This is a genomic window from Bradyrhizobium sp. USDA 4341 (assembly GCF_054063755.1).
Genome location: NZ_JBSSGO010000002.1, coordinates 7,464,386 through 7,479,073, shown reverse-complemented (window position 1 = coordinate 7,479,073; position 14,688 = coordinate 7,464,386). Strand labels below are relative to the sequence as shown.

General features: G+C 59.6%; 15 protein-coding genes and 2 pseudogenes. 7 read left to right on the top strand and 10 right to left on the bottom strand.

The window, feature by feature from the left end; translation table 11 throughout:
- The first annotated feature begins 24 nt into the window (after nucleotides 1-24).
- Nucleotides 25-456, top strand: a complete 432-nt coding sequence (locus tag ACVIGB_RS41365; RefSeq protein WP_456718320.1) for a hypothetical protein — start codon at nucleotides 25-27, stop codon at nucleotides 454-456.
- Here the strand turns inward: ACVIGB_RS41365 and ACVIGB_RS41360 are convergent.
- Both ACVIGB_RS41360 and ACVIGB_RS41355 read right to left on the bottom strand, forming a co-directional pair.
- Nucleotides 453-1,010, bottom strand: coding sequence for a hypothetical protein (locus ACVIGB_RS41360; RefSeq protein WP_456718321.1), 558 nt, complete (start codon nucleotides 1,008-1,010; stop codon nucleotides 453-455). The genes ACVIGB_RS41365 and ACVIGB_RS41360 overlap by 4 nt on opposite strands.
- 780 nt (nucleotides 1,011-1,790) lie before the next feature.
- A pseudogene (locus ACVIGB_RS41355) lies at nucleotides 1,791-2,269 on the bottom strand (transposase); the annotation flags it as partial.
- Between ACVIGB_RS41355 and ACVIGB_RS41350 the strand changes: the two are divergent.
- Both ACVIGB_RS41350 and ACVIGB_RS41345 read left to right on the top strand, forming a co-directional pair.
- Nucleotides 2,261-2,931: pseudogene (locus ACVIGB_RS41350) on the top strand (transposase); the annotation flags it as partial. The pseudogenes ACVIGB_RS41355 and ACVIGB_RS41350 sit on opposite strands and share 9 nt — an antisense overlap.
- Nucleotides 2,928-3,401, top strand: coding sequence for a hypothetical protein (locus ACVIGB_RS41345; protein WP_456718322.1), 474 nt, complete (start codon nucleotides 2,928-2,930; stop codon nucleotides 3,399-3,401). The pseudogene ACVIGB_RS41350 and the gene ACVIGB_RS41345, both read left to right, overlap by 4 nt.
- 165 nt (nucleotides 3,402-3,566) lie before the next feature.
- Here ACVIGB_RS41345 and ACVIGB_RS41340 read toward each other — a convergent pair whose 3' ends face one another.
- Nucleotides 3,567-3,944, bottom strand: a complete 378-nt coding sequence (locus ACVIGB_RS41340; protein ID WP_456749300.1) for a DUF5677 domain-containing protein — start codon at nucleotides 3,942-3,944, stop codon at nucleotides 3,567-3,569.
- Between the two features lie 188 nt (nucleotides 3,945-4,132).
- Here ACVIGB_RS41340 and ACVIGB_RS41335 point away from each other — a divergent pair, with 188 nt between their 5' ends.
- Nucleotides 4,133-4,342, top strand: coding sequence for a hypothetical protein (locus ACVIGB_RS41335; RefSeq protein WP_456718323.1), 210 nt, complete (start codon nucleotides 4,133-4,135; stop codon nucleotides 4,340-4,342).
- Here ACVIGB_RS41335 and ACVIGB_RS41330 read toward each other — a convergent pair.
- From ACVIGB_RS41330 to ACVIGB_RS41300, 7 genes are all read right to left on the bottom strand, one after another.
- Nucleotides 4,307-5,104: a nucleotidyl transferase AbiEii/AbiGii toxin family protein gene (locus ACVIGB_RS41330; RefSeq protein WP_456718324.1), complete on the bottom strand. Its 798-nt coding sequence runs from the start codon at nucleotides 5,102-5,104 to the stop codon at nucleotides 4,307-4,309. The two genes, ACVIGB_RS41335 and ACVIGB_RS41330, sit on opposite strands and share 36 nt — an antisense overlap.
- Nucleotides 5,097-5,741: a type IV toxin-antitoxin system AbiEi family antitoxin domain-containing protein gene (locus ACVIGB_RS41325; RefSeq protein WP_456718325.1), complete on the bottom strand. Its 645-nt coding sequence runs from the start codon at nucleotides 5,739-5,741 to the stop codon at nucleotides 5,097-5,099. Before ACVIGB_RS41325 ends, ACVIGB_RS41330 begins: the two co-directional genes overlap by 8 nt.
- A 167-nt stretch (nucleotides 5,742-5,908) precedes the next feature.
- A complete protein-coding gene (locus ACVIGB_RS41320; RefSeq protein ID WP_456718326.1) occupies nucleotides 5,909-6,274 on the bottom strand; it encodes a hypothetical protein in 366 nt (121 codons plus the stop codon).
- A complete protein-coding gene (locus tag ACVIGB_RS41315; RefSeq protein ID WP_456718327.1) occupies nucleotides 6,226-7,140 on the bottom strand; it encodes a phospholipase effector Tle1 domain-containing protein in 915 nt (304 codons plus the stop codon). Before ACVIGB_RS41315 ends, ACVIGB_RS41320 begins: the two co-directional genes overlap by 49 nt.
- A gap of 217 nt (nucleotides 7,141-7,357) precedes the next feature.
- A complete protein-coding gene (locus tag ACVIGB_RS41310) occupies nucleotides 7,358-8,560 on the bottom strand; it encodes an ImmA/IrrE family metallo-endopeptidase (RefSeq protein WP_283805581.1) in 1,203 nt (400 codons plus the stop codon).
- An 11-nt stretch (nucleotides 8,561-8,571) separates the two neighbouring features.
- Nucleotides 8,572-9,264, bottom strand: a complete 693-nt coding sequence (locus ACVIGB_RS41305; protein ID WP_456718328.1) for a hypothetical protein — start codon at nucleotides 9,262-9,264, stop codon at nucleotides 8,572-8,574.
- Between the two features lie 234 nt (nucleotides 9,265-9,498).
- On the bottom strand, nucleotides 9,499-9,846 hold the full coding sequence (locus ACVIGB_RS41300; RefSeq protein ID WP_456718329.1) for a hypothetical protein: 348 nt from the start codon (nucleotides 9,844-9,846) through the stop codon (nucleotides 9,499-9,501).
- Between ACVIGB_RS41300 and ACVIGB_RS41295 the strand changes: the two genes are divergently transcribed.
- The 3 genes from ACVIGB_RS41295 (at nucleotide 9,845) to ACVIGB_RS41285 (ending at nucleotide 14,288) form a co-directional block, all read left to right on the top strand.
- Nucleotides 9,845-10,612 carry a hypothetical protein gene (locus ACVIGB_RS41295; RefSeq protein ID WP_456718330.1) on the top strand — a complete coding sequence of 256 codons (768 nt, stop codon included), beginning with the start codon at nucleotides 9,845-9,847 and terminating at the stop codon, nucleotides 10,610-10,612. The genes ACVIGB_RS41300 and ACVIGB_RS41295 overlap by 2 nt on opposite strands.
- A gap of 349 nt (nucleotides 10,613-10,961) precedes the next feature.
- On the top strand, nucleotides 10,962-13,319 hold the full coding sequence (locus ACVIGB_RS41290) for a hypothetical protein (protein ID WP_456718331.1): 2,358 nt from the start codon (nucleotides 10,962-10,964) through the stop codon (nucleotides 13,317-13,319).
- A 234-nt stretch (nucleotides 13,320-13,553) separates the two neighbouring features.
- Nucleotides 13,554-14,288, top strand: coding sequence for a gasdermin (locus tag ACVIGB_RS41285; protein WP_456718332.1), 735 nt, complete (start codon nucleotides 13,554-13,556; stop codon nucleotides 14,286-14,288).
- Nucleotides 14,289-14,688: the final 400 nt, after the last annotated feature.

Here is a 14,688-nt window from a genome sequence, read left to right as displayed (position 1 = left end):
TGTCTGAAGCGCGCCGAACCTTGTGTGAAAAATGGCAAGCTCAAGCGTGCTATCATTCGTGTCGCCGCGCGCGACGATGCGCGACTTGCCATCGCAGTGGTCGATACACGCGGTGTAGACGGCAGTGCAGTGCGTCCGGATATTCTTGCTCATCTCGAGTACGAGTGCGCGGTAAACCTTTGCTCCAAGTGGGGCAGCGCTCCGGATCCAAGCGCTCAGAACCTTCTGACACACATCTCCCAGTCCAACGCGGACTCGTCCCTGCTCGATCGCGTCGCCATCGTCGCCCGTGCACGCGCCGCCGATGCACTTTCGATGCCTCATCATTCCGGCGAAAGCGCCGAGGATGCGCTGCAAGGCTACGACATAAAGCTCGGACACGTTGAAGACGCGCTGCAGACGATCGGCATGCCGGGTGTCAATATCTTTGCCTGCGATGAAACACGACCGGCTTAGCACCCCCGGGCGAAGGATTGGCTAATCCAAGGCTGAAAGCGGCCGAGCTTCAGCCGCTCGGCCGAAAGCGCGTCATAGGCAGCGAAATCCTGCGCCTTTATCGCAGCGTTCATTTTGTCCGCGAGTTCATTGTAGGCCGTCACATCGGCGTCCTGAATCACGTATGGAGGGATGTAGAGCGGTATCCGGTGTACGAGCGCGTGCCGAAGATTGGCGAGAAACTTAAGCCACTCATTAAGCCCCGTAAGATAGGCCCGGCACTCCGCCGAAAGAATCTGATGCACGCTTTTGTTATCGGGACCAAGACCGACATGCGTGTCGCGAATGGGCGTTCCGTCGCTGCGTTTCTGTCCTTTCTCGGAAACCCATATCCGCGCAAGATTATCGAGTGCGCCATAGGCGTCGGACACAAAGCCCTGGATATTGATAGTCGCGTCCGATAGTTCATCCGCCGTCGGAAGCTCCTGACGTGCCGGAGAATGAGCGAGAACACGTTTTTGATGCAACTTGCCATGGTTTTGATCCGCCGCGGGAAGCCCCCGATGCGAATTCACGCGCTCTCGGCTTGCTCAATTGAGGGCCGACGTAGGTTTCAACGAGCTTGTTCGGTTTCCCGTCGAGCGCCCATCAGCAAGGCTTTTAATGCTTCTTTCGAACAGTACATCGAACTCCCCATCCAGACTGATATTTTTTGCCGCACTTCGATAGCGGGGCCTGCTTGCTTCCCGTCTGTCGAGCGTTGCCTATCCTTGCTTGCCCTACCGCTCCGGCTTCAACAACTCACGTATTGGCGTCGTCGGGATGACACATTCGCCTTCCGGCGCTCGCCGATGTTCTTCCTCGCTCGCGTAGGCGTCCGATTCGCCGAGGATCGGCCCGGGATCGCCGAGCCAGCCGCATTTTTCACAAGTCGGACGCTCCCATTCGATGTCCGGCAAACTAAGACGGACGGGCGCGCTTTGGGGCGTCGCCCTGACCGGCCAGCGCTCTGGCGCTTTAACGAAGCTCGAGACGAGCCGGCTCTTCCCCGCTCATAAGCAGTAGCGCAAGCTAAAAGGATGGAAGATCGCCAATTGGACGATTCTGTTGAAAAAGGCCGCAGTTGCGACTCAGAGGTAGCGGTGATTCAGTCTGTCTAATCGGCAGGACTGAAGATCATGATGGGACATCGGCAAGTCGAACAGGCTGCTTTGTTCTACGAGTTCTCGCTCGAGAGGCACGTGCCTTCCGACCACTTGCTTCGCTCGATCGATAGATTTGTCGATCTTGAACAGATTAGGCAGGACCTGGCGCCCTTTTACAGTGCGATCGGCCGGCCTTCGATTGATCCCGAAGGCTTGACCGCCGTGGGCTCCCGTCCAGCGCGCCGCCGGATCGGAGGGCGACACGAACTTCGGGGTGACCTCGGTCGCTGCTCCGAAAGCGGCATCATCGAGGACGGCCAGGTATTCGTTTCGCTCGGCTTGCCGCCTCCGGTGGGAGTTCCCTTGTCGCCTTCAATTCCTTTTTGCCGATTGGCGTCGGCCTTGATCAGGCTCGCATCGACGGCAAATCCTTCACCGCCGACCAGCTGTTCCTCGATACAACGGTGCAAGACGTTCTCGAACACGCAGCGGAAGAGATCGCCTTCTCGGAAATGACCAGGTCTGTTCTTAGAGAACGTCGAGTGATCTGGCACCGCACCGTCCAAGCCGAGCCGGCAAAACCAGCGGTAAGCCAAATTGAGATGAACCTCATCGCACAAACGTCGCTCCGATCGGATACCGAAGCAATAGCCGATCAAGAGCATCCGTATCATCAGCTCTTCGCCTATTCGACGAATTACCTGATCGACGTCGAGAATGCGATCGTCGTGGAGGTCGAAGCGACAACAGCAATCCGGCAGGCTGAGGTCTTAGCCGCCAAGCGCATGATTGAGCGCTCGCTCGAACGATTCGATCTCTATCCGTGCCGGCTCCTCGGCGACAGTGGCTATGGCTCGGCCGAGATGCTCGCCTGGCTAGTCTATGAGCACGGCATCGAGCCGCACGTTACAGTCTTCGACAAGTCGGCCCGGACAGACGGGATCTTTTCGCGCGACGACTTCACCTATGACCATACCGGAGACGCCTATCGTTGCCCCGGTGGCAAAGTTCTTACCACCACCGGAACGCTGGTGAATGACGGTGCCACCATGCTTTACCTCGCCAGCAAGCACGATGTGATCGGTGCGCACTGAAATCCCGGTGTTGTCCCAAGCAGCCTTCCTGAAGGGTACCGCGCTCAATCTATGAGGGCGCTCGCGACATGGCCGGTCAGATCGCATCGTGGGAAGGAGACACCTCGCGCCGGCTCCGCAAAAAGATCGAGATGCTGTTCGCGCACCTCAAGCGGATTCTCAAGCTCGACCGTCTACGACTACGCGGCCCAAACGGCGCGCGCGACGAGTTCACGCTCGCGGCCCCCGCTCCCGCGGGTGACACCCACACGGCATGATGGGTCAGGTAAATGTAGAGCGGCCGGCCTTCGATCTTCTGGGCGAAGTGGTGGTGGAATGTGTAGCCGCACCGCGCGCTGCCGCCACTCTCAGCAATCTTGCGCGCGATGTTACGAAAGCAATCGGTGGGCTGAGCCCATGGCTCGGGCTGATGGGCTACCAGCTCGATAGCCTGCTGGCTTACTTCCTTGCCAATCGCGGCAAGGATCGCATCGGGGAGCGATCTGACGAGCATGGGGATCACGCGGCCTTCAGCGGCATGTCTGGAAACGCTCCCGGCAAGGTCGCGAAGCGCTGTAACTCTTGCCTGATCCTGGCGGTGATGTCGGGGCGCCCGGTGCTTTCAGCAAAGGGATCGGCCGCCCAGAGAAACAGGAGGCAGGCCGCGCTCAGCGTTTCCACCAGGCCTTCCGGCCCCGGCGCGGACTTGAAAGACGTGATCTGCCCGTTGGCGTCAGCCAACACGTAGCGGTCCAGGGTATTGAGGGTCGTATGCGAGCGTCGGATGACAGCGAGCGATACATCAACTGGTAGAGGTCGGGGCAGGATTTGAGTGCGACATCGGCCCAGTTGATATCCTTCAGCTTCGCCCCCGTTGCTTTTTCCATGTCGTCCACCGACGCGACCACGACCTTCATAACGGCGTTATCGGCGGCCTTGTAGCGGCAAGATAGGCGGGATTGTCGAGAAGCACGCGCGCGGCCTTGCGCTGGTTGTAGTGGTGGGCCTCGATCAGCCTGTCGATGAAAGCGGCATCGGAGTGCAGCGCATAGATCGCGATGGTCCCCTCGACGCCTGATCTTAGAACCGTTCGCGCATCACCGGCGAGCCCGCGCTCTGCGAGCAGGAGTGCCGACTGGAATGATTGGTGAACCGGCACAAACAGCCCGTGTATGGCGAAGGCTGCGCTTTCGGACTGCGCGGTGGTCGCGTTCCGAAGCAGATCAAACCCGATACGGTTTAGGTCGAGCGCATAGGCGAACCATGCCTTGGTCGGCGTGGTGGTGCCCACCGCGCGCTGAAACCGCTCAAGCTCGGGCGAGAAAAATCCATCAATGACATTCGAGGCTCCGGACCGATGTAACTCCTCTAGTTAGGGCGACGAGGTGCGCCTTCAGGGTCCGGCCGCGGGGATCTTGACGGTCATGCCGGGAGACCGATAATGGACATGTCGGCAGCGACCAGCAGCGGCTGGTACTGATGACGCTACCGATGATGATGCTGATGATCTTGACGCCGATCGCGCTGCTGATGCTGCTGGTCATCATGGCGATGATCGGCATGACCATCATGGTCATCCCGGCATGGTCGCTTTCTCCCCGTCCTTCAGGGACAGAGCTTCTTTCGACTCCGCAAGGGTTTGCGCCACGTCCGTCAGCGGGCCCGGATCGACCGCGACCTGCTTGGTGAACGCCGCCCACTGATCTTCTTGCCGGCGTCCTCAGTAAAGGCCGGGGTGAAGGCGTCCGGCAGTGCCGTCGGAATCTCGGTCTTGCGGCGCGCGAACGTCGCCTTGATGGCGCGAGCCAGCGTGTCGCCCTCGAACTTGTAGGAGCGGATCAGGACCCAGACATCGTAGAAGTCTTTGAGACGTGTGTTGGCGAGGCCGAGCGCGACCATCGCCTGAAATTTTTCGGCGACGACGGCCTCGCGCGGATAAGAGCGCAGCTTCGGCGCCGGAAAATCCAACAGCACCGGAAGGTCGGTTTCCTGCACACCGGGCTCAATGGCGTCGCCGAATGCGATATCGATCACGACGCGAACGCGGGCGTTGTCGACCGTGGCATTGCCCTTGATCCGGACGCCACCGTATTCGTTCTCGTCGCGGATGCGGTCGACGGTGAAACTGGCCGGGTCGAAGATGACGCCGTCGGCGGCATCGACGGCAGCGATCTCCTTGAATATCGCCAGGAGCGCGTCCGGGTCCGGATTGCCCGAGCCGAGAAGGTCGAGGTCGCGGGTCGGCCGGAACTGGTTATCGACCCAGGTAGCGAGCAGCATCGCGCCCTTGAGAACGAAGCGATTGCGATAGTCTGTCGAGCCGAGGCGGTAAAGCAGCCGTTCCAGCACGTAGCGGGTGAGGAGAAGTTCAAAGGGCTGATTGCGCTCCTTGGAGAGCGTGAGCAATCGCGCGCGGACCGAGGCGGCAACATTCTTGGGTGGGTTAGCCATTGGCGGTCATCGCGTCCATATATGGTTGCATCGCCTTCCAAACCCCGGCTTTGCGCGCGAAATCCGCGATCTCCGAAGGCTTAGCCTTGCGTGTTCTAAGGGCCTCGCGCAGGCCTTCGAGCGCGAGGTTAAGGCCGGTGCTGTGACGATAGCGTGTCCCGGCACTCTGTCGGTAGCGAAAAAGATCGACGACGGTTTTGGCGGGGCTGAAGATCTTCACGGGGCAACCTTCGATGGTATGGGTCTCCACGCCCTCGTGAAGCCGCTCCGGGCTGAAGCGTACGAACTGCATGGGTGGGTTGGTCGGAAGCGGTTGCCGGTCTTTGGGACCAATGGCGAGCCAGACCATCGAGGGGATGGTATCGGTCAGGTCATGAAAGGCGAGCGCCGAGGTCAGCGCGACGACCCCTTTAGGCACGCGCTTGGCAGCTTCGGCGAGGGAATGGTGCGTGTCGATAGGCGCGTCGGGCAGTTGGTAGAGGCCGCGTCCGAGTTGGACAACGAGACCCTTCTCCTTCATGCGGGCGATGGTCGCCGCCGTGACGCCTGCTGTGGCAAGCTCGGACGGACGCGCAATGCCGCGCTTCCTGAGGAGTTCAATGGCACGGTCCTGTTGTGTTGAAATTGACTTGGCCATGGCTCTTGATCTTATTTGTCGGATATAGCTGATTTATATCCTACATTTCATATCACAACTATCGCTAACAACCGGTAAAATCAGCCGCCAACCATTTATAGGTATATATTCCTAGGAAATCGATAGGACAAAATGAAACGAGATCGAAGTCGCGCCGCCGGCTCCGTTCAAGGAGGCATCGTATTTGAAGGAGAGTTCAGTTCGGCAGGTGAGCTCTTGTTCTCATCCGAAGGCGGCGGTTCAAAGAACGCCTTAGCCTTCTGATGTCTCTGTAATGCCACCGGACGATACGGACCGAAGCTTGTGAAATTGCGCACCGATTTCATCGAAAGCCGCTGATAGACCGTCTCATGCAGTTGAGCCGTGTCCGGAACAGCACGGACTGCTTTTGACCAGTGCAGCGAGGTGCCGCCCATGCCGACCACGCACTCGTCGTGCATCATGCCATCGGCGGACGGGTATAACCGCAGCATGCCTTTATCGACTAATACGCGGGCCGCTTCCGGTATCTTCTCGGTGATGAATTCAGCCATCCAGGCAAGCGTGATGTCCGACAAGCGCGACTCGTTTTCCGGATAGCTGCGCCAATATTCGCGTGGTTGCCAGCGAACCAGATCTGATCGAATTGCTCCGGTTCGCCCTGCCTGTCGGGCCACTTCACGGTTCCACTGCCACCCCACGGCACTCGTTTGAAGTCTTTCCGGCCTTCGTCGATCGACCGCAGATGCCGCGCGCATTGGATGTCTGAGGCGAAGCGCCGGTCGTAGGCCCAATCCGGGAAGAAGCGTTGCCACCCAATGGCTGCCACCGCATCCCATATTCCGATGAAATACGCAGATGCACCCGCGGCGCGTCCGACTTCCGACCTGTATGCGTTGCGGAAATTTTCTACCCGCTTCTCGATCTCGGCGCCGTCCCGCGGCATCCCGAGCCAGTAGACGCAGGAGACAGCCTCCTTAGCGACGCGCCGCAGCGACTTCGGATCGAGGCTGATGGCATCGCCGTTCGGCTCGTTTCTTGGAATACCGCAGACCTCAAGGACGTGCGCGAGGCACCTGGCCGTGTAGGCTCCGCGGCTGAAGCCGAAGAGATAGACGCGGTCGCCTGGCTCCCGCACGCCAATCAGGGCGACGTAACAATCGACAATCTTCTTGGTGATGCCGAATCCAAACATCTGCTGGACCGTCTCCTTGAGGCGGCTCCAACGACTGCTATGCCCCGGTGCTGGCGTCCCAATGCCTGAAACATAGAGCGCCAACTGCTGCTCGGGGTCGATAATGGAATCGGGACCGGTCCGCGTCGCCCGATACAGCTTGTAAACATTGGTGCGGCTTTCGTCGGGCAAGAGACCGCCCTCGTTCCCCGTACCGTCCGCGAACACCAGAATGTTCTTGGCCATAGAGGCCCTCCAAAGTACCTAAAATCGAGAACAGCGTCAGCAACGTCGCGCTGCTGCATAGCCTCGGCTTCCCCACGCGAGCGCGAAGCGGTCAAGCGCTCCGTACCTTGCTAACAGTTGACGGATCAGGTCGTCACGTCACGGATGGCGACGACGCGCGCTTTCCTGAAGATCCTCAAATCTCTCCTGCAAGCGTCTGACTGGTCGTCGATTTCTACTACCGCCGCCTCGACTGCGGAAATTCGATCACCTCGCCACTTTCGATATCCGTTGCCTTAAGCGCTGGCCGCTTGGCAATGGCCAGGCCATGAACCTCTGCCGCTGGCCGGAAGAAGCCGGGCTCCAAGCCTGCAATCTGCTCGATTTCCTTCTCGGGCAGGTTCAAAGCGGCCTTGATCGCAGCCTTGCTCGTGCCGAGTTCGAGCACGACCCTCACTCCGCGGCGGATCATCCTCGGTCGTTCGATTGCCATATCGGATGGGTCGTCAAACGGTTCCTGCAACGGCCCACGCCAGCCTCTTCGCGTGAGATTTCGGTAAAGCACACTCCTTTCCTGCTCATCGATCATGCCGAGGTCGAAAGCTCGATAGATCATCGCAGCAATTGACATGCCCCATCTCTTTTTGAGGGCACAGAAATAGTCCAGCGTCGGATGCATCACTTCGAACCGAAATGCTTCTCGGGGAAAGAGAAATGCGCCGGCAAATCGATGAGCCTGCTGTTCGATCTGTTTATTCAGCGACGGATCGCGCAACTGTTGAAGCGTGACGGCGCGATGAAGCACGGCGTGACCGAGTTCATGGGCGACGTCATACCTAGCACGGGCAGAACTGATATGGAGTGAGTTGATGCCAACAAACGGACGTCCCAACGTCTCCGATTGAAAGCAAAAGCCATCCTGTTTTTCGGACGTGATGTCGAGGTTAACCACGGGAATGCCGGCATTTTCGAGCGCCAGGCACGCGTCCGGTACGGGCAGTTCCCGAAGCTTCCAATGCTTCCTCACCGCTTCAGCGGCCGCTTCGATCAGAGCAGGCGTGAGAGCTCGAAAATCCGGCAGCTTGAGGTTCGGCAAGTTCAAGGCGGGAAAATTCACATCTCGCTCGAGATAAGAGAACAGTTCGCATGTCCAGATCATGCGCTGCTCAGTCATGTCTCGTGCGTACTTGGTCTCGGCGGAGCGCGAGCGCCAATGTACGATCTGAGGCCGTTCCGGCCATTCGGGCTGGAGAAAAAACTCGATCGGAAAGTTCAAATGCTTTGCGATCGCCGCAATTCGATCCTGCGGCGGCTTGTCAACGTCATCCTCATAGCGCGAAATTGCGGTGCCGGTGATACCAAGCAGATCACCTAGCGCGTTCATGTAGAGACCGCGGGCAAGTCTCGCCTCTCGCAGACGCCTTCCTCGGAAGGCTTGCATCCCAACGCGCATCAACCGAATTCCGCTGTATCATTTCGCCGCTTCGGCGTAACCACGACTTGATCCTCTTGAGTGACCTCGGCCTCGATCTCTTCCTCAATCGGCACGGTCCTGCCGAACATGGCGATTTCTTGCAGGTCGAGGCGCGTAATCCAATGTGTGTAAGCTGCGTCCGGAACCGCCAACATTACGCGCCCAAGCGACTTGTTCTCCGGGTTGAATTTGGGACCAGCGGCGCCGTGAAGCAGAACCGCGAGCACGCAACCGGACCAATCGCGGATCCGATCCGGCATATCTCCGAGATCGAGTTCAAGTTGCCGAACAAAACCGTGCACGTCCGCCAACGCGACCTTGTAGTCGGCAGTAGCTGGATGATCCCGAAGAGTTTCGATCGGCTCCTGAATCAAAATGACCCGGCCCGCCTTCGCGAGCAGCTTTTTCTGGCCATTGCAGGCTAGACGATGGTACTCGAAAGGAATTCCATTCTGCTGACACGCCCTCGCGATCGCGTGCCTTGCGCAATCAGCCCTGCGGCGGTTGAATTCTTCTTCCTTCAGATAATCCGGCAGCGTCGGATCGGCCGCGAGTTGCTCATAAAGCGAGTGATATTGCCATCCTAACTCGACCGCGATCTTCTCAATGAAGTCGGGATCAAGCTCCCGCAACAGAATATTGCGCGCCTGGTCGAGTAACGGCTGCTTCAAGGGATCCCCCTCATCTGGTTTAACCACCCAAGTAATGCGTCGTTATCGCCAAAAAAGTCAAGTTTTGAGTTGAGCAATTACGCTTTCTTTCGTCTTTTCAATAGGTTGAAACCTGTATCCCGATTGCACATTCATGCTTGCTGCTGACTGAAAATGCACACTTTCGCGAATCGCCGCATCCGGTGAATAGCGTCGCCAACGCGTTGCAGCCGCGCTTGGCGTACGGCGTGCTAGTCATGAAAGTTGGAATGGCGGTCTTTCGAAGGTGTGTTTAAGACAGCGGAGAGGTCGAAAGCCTTCGAGGATGCCCTCGATCCGTTGTTCCCAAACCATGGCAGCAACCAATGCGATGGCCTCGTTCTGATCGACCGTAAAGCGGACCTCACGCGACCTCTGAACCACGGCATCAAGAAAAGACGGTGGGCTTGCGTTGTGATGGCGAAGTGTCGATACCGCCACCTCCGCAAGATAGGACGCCAGATCCGCACCTGACGTCGTGCTTGAATCGGTCCCGATGTCTGCCCGCGGATTAATCGCGTCTTGTAGCTGCGCACTTTGTCGCTTGGCGTCCATCGCGAGCATGAACACAGCGTCCGCCAGCTGTTCGCGCGGCAGATGCATCCTGAGTTACCGTATCTTCAGCCAGCGCAATGACCGCCTCTCGATCGCCTCGCTCGCTGCCATCTACGACAAGGAGTGGATGCCGCCGTCCGCGCGCGAATGTTTCGAAGATGCCTGCAACCAGCTGGCCGAGCACCTCGACAGTCCTGCGACCGTGACCTTCCCCAACGGCTATATGCGCGCGATCAATCCAAGTCGCTTCTTAGATTTGGAGGCCTACCGGCGGCGGCGCCTCGACCGCTTCGAGATCTGGCTAAACGACCTGACGCCAACGATGTACACCGATGTTCTCTCGCCCGCCAACCTCATCCTTCTGAGGCTTTGTCAGTGCGTCGAGGACATCCGTTTCGTACAGAGGCAGCTCAAGAGCGTCACACCGCGAGCCGGCGGCTACGACGTGCGCTTCGCCGGCCGCCGCAAGACGACCTTCGAACGCGTGGCAACTCGCTATGGGACGTCTCACGACGAGGCAACGCGCAAAATATTGGGTAAGCCACCTCGCAAGATGCACTTCGGCGATCAACTGCTCGAACCGCCCATCGTGATCGAAGAAAGTGAAGTTGACGAAGCCGGCACCGGCATCATGCGGCGTAAGGACGCTGCGTTCTCGACGATCTCGCGCGCGTCCGCGGCTTCCCTCAAGTCTCGTGGCATTCAACAAGCTCCCTGCTGTCCAAGCTCCTCTACGTCCGCGCACTGTTGGTACCCCAAATCGGGGAGCAATTGACGAATCCCATCTATTCCGACCCGCAAGGATGGTTGAGCCGTCGTTTGAAGCGAGGAAGCCGCGTCACCTACCTGCATTCGGACGGCCTGAATCTGTAGCGGGTCTAGCGTGAGCGGACGTGCTCTTCGCAGCGTCCCGCCTCCGTCCCGGGCACGCCCCTGCTACCCGCAACTGCGAAATCGTGACCGGCTCTTCGCCGGCAGTTCGCGTTGCAACGACGGGCGATCCGACCGTCACGATATTTTTGCAGTTGTGAACTAGGTAACAATCTAAGGTTGGAACCCGCCCTTATCGTTAACCGCGCGCACACGCGCGGCTGCTCGGGCGGCAGCCTTTCTTGGGGGCACACATGACAGTCCTTGATCTCAGCTACAATTTTGCGAATCTGTCGGTTCACGACCTGCTCGAAGCGCGCGACACCTATCACTATCACTTGCTGAGCAAGGCCAATGTTGTCGGCACCGCAATTGGCCTTTACCTTATCCGCAAGGACGAAGCCTGGCCCACCCGCAAGGGCGAAGGCAAGGCGCCGCCGAACAAGAAGACCTATGCGCGCACGTTGTCGAACTCCGAGGTGCGCGACTATTCCTGGCCGTGCATTCTGGCCTTCGTGCGCTCATGGGCTAACGAGGACGCGTTCGGTCCGGCCGGACGATACGACCCGGCGCAGATCGTTCCAAAGACGCTCTACCTGGCCGATGGCCGCGCCGTTCCGGTGTGCGTCGTCCAGGCGGACCAGGCCGGATCCGATACGAACGCGACATACTCGCCACCAGGCATCCTTCCCGCCCACAAGCTGGGCGGCGGCTCGCCGATCATCGTACGGGTGCAAGGCGCCGAATATTCCGCCACCGCCGGCTGTCTGGTCAGCGACGGGCATCTGACCTACGCGCTGACGGCGCGCCATGCCTGCGGCGAAGCTGACACGCGTATCTTTAGCCATCTGCGTAGCGGCGAGGTCGAAATCGGAGCGAGCTCGGCAAACCAGCTGGCGCGCAAGCCGTTTTCGGAAGTCTATTCCGATTTCCCGGGGCGACGGTCTTATGTGGCGCTCGATGTCGGCCTGGTCCGCCTCGATCAGGTCGATGATTGGACGAGCAACACCTATGGCCTCCCGCCGGTCGGCCCGCTCGGTGACGTTCACGAAAAGAATCTCTCACTCAGGCTGATCGACCAACCCGTGCTCGGCCGCGGCGCAACATCCGGCCTCGTGCGCGGGACCATCAAGGCCCTGTTCTACCGCTACCGGTCCGTCGGCGGCTACGACTATGTCGGTGACTTCCTGATCAGCCCGGCGGAAGGTTCAGCCACCCGACATGGTGACTCAGGCATGGTCTGGCACCTTGACGCCACGACCGAGGATGATGCGGCCAATCCAAAGCCTTTGCCGAAACGCGATTTGAGGCCGCTCGCGGTCGCGTGGGGCGGTCAGGTTTTCGAGGAAAGCGGCGTACGATCCGCCTTCTCGATCGCGACCAGCCTCAGCAATGTGTGCAAGCTGCTCGACGTCGAGCTGGTCACGGACCAGTCGCGCGGCGTCTCGGGCTATTGGGGCCGGACCGGCCACTACAGCATCGCCGCCTTTGCCGTCGCCCTGGTCGGCGACACTGACTTGCGCGACTTTCTCAAACGCAATCTTGGCATTCTGAGCTTCGATCTCGACACGATCGCCGAGAAGGGCTTTGACAAATCGGTCGGTCAGCTCGGCGACAATTTCGTTCCGCTGGCGGACGTTCCCGACGAGATCTGGAAGAAGCTGGACCACGGCAAGAACGGCCGCGAGGGCGGCCGCGACGTTTCGGCCGGACCGCACGGCAGTGACGGACCCGAGCATCCCAACCATTATGCCGACATCGACGGGGAAATCGGACCGCACAAGACCTTCCGTGCCGCCTGTCTTGCGGACGACAGTAATCTCACGGTCGATGCCTGGCTGCAGTATTACGAGACCATGGCAGCCAAAGCGAAAGCCGATGGCGACGAGGACGGCGCCAGACGACATCGCAACAAGCTCAAGCAAGGGCTCCTCCCCTTCAGGGTCTGGCAGTTCTTCGACGCCATGGTCGCGTTTGTGGAAAACAAGGACGTGGTCGGCTTCCTCACGGCGGCGGGAGCCGCGGCTCACTACATGGGTGACGCCTCCCAGCCGCTGCACGGCTCGGTCTACTCCGACGGAGACGCCTCGCGCACGGTCACGCGCCATCATCCCAGGACCGGTGAGGACGAAGAGGTCTCCTACGGCAGCGGCGTCCATTCGGCTTTCGAGACTGCCATGATCGCCGACAAGGCCGCCCAGCTGTTTCCCCTGATCAAGCAGGAGCTGAGCGGGCCCGGCGGCCACGCCCTGCCGCTTCTGACCAGCGGCAAGGCGATGGCGAAGGCCACCGTCGAGCTCATGGACAAGGTTGCGGGGATCCTCGAACCGATGCGGATCCTGGACAGTTACGAACAGGCTGGCGCGGGCACGCGCAAGGCGACGCTCGATGGAATGTGGAAGGACCTCGGCGACGATACGGCGCAAGTGATGGCGCTCGGCGCGCGATATCTGGCGATGCTGTGGGAATCCGCCTGGGTGCACGGCAAAGGCTCCGACATTCCGGTCCGCAATCTGACGGACCAGAATCCGCAGGAGGTACGCGCCCGCTATATCCAGACGTCATTCGTCCCCTCGCTGACCCTCGACAAGATCGGAGACGAGTTGACCTGAGCCGACGTGGCCGAACAACGCGCCTCCCCGCGACGAGCATTTCGAGCGTGTTTCCGTGCGGCCGGATATCCGCACCCGCGATGCCAGTCGGAAAAGCCGGCCAGCGCTCTGCAATCTTTACAGATACAGCTGCGTTTCTGTATGTGAGGTTGAGTATCGTTTTTTTCAGAGCGCTTTTGAGGCACGATCATGAATTGCTCCCGAGACACTGGCGACGAGTTGATGGCGGCTCTCTTGGCCGAGGGCATCAACTTGATATTGCCGCCGCGAGACAACATTGCGCCCGGCGATCTCATCATTGCGGACCAACAAGGCGGCGCCAGACTTGGCGGCTGGCACGAGGTCTTCAATCTTCAACTTAGCCCGGAGGTCGCCACCGATCCCGGTTTCAAGTCCTTCCAGTTCAAGGCCAGCAGCATCCTGCAGGTCGGTGTCGCGGCGTCGGTGATGGGAAGAGTGCTGCAGGCGCTGGGTTTGGGCAGCGGGTCTTTCTCCAGCGCCTTTTCATCGAGCAATGCGGACACCATTCAGCTCTCGATCGTTGCGCCGGCCAACAAGGAGCTGACAAATTTTGACGCCGTGTTGGTTCAGATGAACGAAGCAAAGGCCGAACCCGCGCAAGGCTATACCGATCGTAACTTCTTCGTCGTCACCAAGGTGTGGCGGGCGAGAGGAATTCGGATTTCGGTCGCCGACAAGTCCAAGAAGCAAGTCGACCTATCCGCAAAAGCCGTGGAGGAGCTGACCGCCAAGGCGAAGATGGAGCTGAAGCGCGAGGACACCGGGAGCTATGCGTTCCTGGCCGCAAGCCAGCTGATCTTCGGCCTCACGCTGCGCGAGGTGACCTACAAGGACGGCGCCATCGTTGATGTGGCACCCACAGGGCCTCTCAAGTTCAGAGGAAAGGGACCGGGTGACCCCTTTGCGTTCATCGGTGATGACGCCTTCGTTGATCTTCTCGAGAGCTGAACGTCGGCGGGAACAACGACTCGTAGTCGAACACTTCGCGCGAATATGTACGCTCACCATTCCTGAAGTTCAGGATGACCTTGCCATGGACTGCGGATTCCTCGTCGCCGGCTAATTTGACCTGCACGCCAGCGAGCTGACCGTCGAGTAGGTTCTTGTCGTCCACGGCGCGAACACTGAGTGCCTTGGCTCCGACGATGCCGTCCACCGCCAGATTGCTTTGCAGTTTGGAGCCGTCCTTGCCGGCGAGTTGCGGACGAACGCCATTCAACAGGAAGGGAACGCGATCCCACAGGCGCGCGTCGATCACGGTCGCTTCCTTGCCCACCTCCGTGTTGATGGTGAAGAAAGAGTAGACACGGTTCAGCATGAAAACCTGCTCGAGATCGGCCAGCGCACG